The following is an 888-nucleotide window of genomic DNA, read 5'->3' as shown; positions in this document are numbered from 1 at the left end:
GATATCTTGCGGCGACAAATGGGTCGGGTGGCAAGCTTGACTGCTGTAATCGGTGGATTGGACGCTATGAGTTCCACTGCAAAATCCGCAGCCATCGAGGCAAATGAGTTGGCCGGAAAAATCCTGAAAATGGAACTCGGATCAGCCGCATCTTTGCAGGACTTTGATATTGTCGAAAAATAGCGAAACAGCAACGCCAGTCTTCGAGACGCCCTAATTACCCTTTGGGCAAACCCAGTCTCTGTAGTTCATATCAAACTTCATTATGTGATTGAACAGCCACATCCTTAAAAATTCGCTCATTTCGTTAAGGGATTGACGGTTTACCTTCCTCGACTTTGCGATGAAATAGGACGACGCCATTTCCTCAAGCTGAGTCTTCAAAACGCGATGCTCTCTGACGTGCATCTCAAAATATGTATACATGCACTCTCTTTGTATTTTCTCTTCTCTCTCAAAGTGTTCATGTGTGTAGGCAATTAGCTGCTTCAGCGTCACATGCATCGCAGCTTCATTCTGCCCATCAACTTCCCCCTCTAAGGTTTCGCATATTTTCGCAGTTACCAGGAATTGATTTATTATGCTAATGAGCTTCTTGTGGTCGGCGTCAATAATCGGGTGCCCGATCATCATGCCTTGCGTGAGCTTGAGCATATTGTCCTCGCTGCCGATCAAGCCGACACTTCCTGCGGCATCCACCACCCTACAGTCTATTCCGGTCATTTCCCTTCTTAAAGGGGCTACGCCAGCACCTTCTGAGGTGTTTTGGTCAGGGCTTCAGCAATTCCGGCGGAAAGTGAGCGAAGTGAGACGGGCTTCCTGACAAACACGGTGACGCCTGCATCCAAAGCCGTTCTCTCGCATTCATCTTCTGGGGAGATCGGAAGA

Annotated in this window: 1 protein-coding gene and 1 pseudogene; one reads left to right on the top strand and one right to left on the bottom strand. The window is 48.2% G+C overall.

Features of this window, described 5'->3' with window-relative positions:
* Window positions 1–183, top strand: a pseudogene (locus A6A04_RS21435) (hemerythrin family protein); the annotation flags it as partial.
* A gap of 30 nt (window positions 184–213) precedes the next feature.
* Here the strand turns inward: A6A04_RS21435 and A6A04_RS00725 are convergent.
* Window positions 214–723, bottom strand: coding sequence for a bacteriohemerythrin (locus tag A6A04_RS00725; protein ID WP_245651038.1), 510 nt, complete (start codon window positions 721–723; stop codon window positions 214–216).
* Between the last annotated feature and the right edge of the window lie 165 nt (window positions 724–888).

This window comes from Paramagnetospirillum marisnigri, from assembly GCF_001650715.1.
GTDB classification, from domain to species: domain Bacteria; phylum Pseudomonadota; class Alphaproteobacteria; order Rhodospirillales; family Magnetospirillaceae; genus Phaeospirillum; species Phaeospirillum marisnigri.
The sequence above is the reverse complement of the archived record's forward strand: the minus strand, read 5'-3'. Positions and strand labels throughout refer to the sequence as shown.

Coding starts and splice junctions, on each gene's coding strand:
- A6A04_RS00725 (WP_245651038.1), bottom strand. CDS start 723: ATGACCGGAATAGACTGTAGGGTGGTGGATGCCGCAGGAAGTGTCGGC.